The sequence below is a fragment of the Pseudomonas sp. CNPSo 3701 genome (assembly GCF_028674975.1).
GTDB lineage: Bacteria > Pseudomonadota > Gammaproteobacteria > Pseudomonadales > Pseudomonadaceae > Aquipseudomonas > Aquipseudomonas straminea.
On the sequence record NZ_JAQZSI010000031.1, the window covers coordinates 1 to 344 of the forward strand.

A 344-nucleotide genomic window follows, 5' to 3' on the forward strand; every position below is an offset into this window, starting at 1 on the left:
CCAGGCCGATGCGGTACTGGCGCAGATCCGGGCGCGGCAGCGGCTGGCGATCCGGCAGGGCGCGGTCGATACGCGCACCGTAGAAGTCGCCGCGGCGCAGCACCTTGGCGAACAGGCGCATCTGGCCGCTGGTACGGCCGCGCTCGCCCTGGATACGGGCGGTCGGCAGGGCGGTCTCGCGGGTTACGGTAGCGACGAACTCGTCACCCAGGGCATCCAGCTCGTCGGCGATGGCGTCGAGGAATGCGGCGCGCTTCTCGGCCGACAGGCTGCGGTAAGCGGGATAGGCAGCAGCGGCAGCTTTGGCAGCAGCATCGACTTCTTCAGGGGTGGCCTGGATGAAA

1 protein-coding gene is annotated in these 344 nt (G+C 69.5%); it reads right to left on the minus strand.

Going from position 1 to position 344, the window contains the following annotated elements:
* A partial coding sequence (locus tag PVA39_RS23250) for an aldehyde dehydrogenase family protein (protein ID WP_274126076.1) occupies positions 1 to 344 on the minus strand: 344 nt, incomplete at both ends.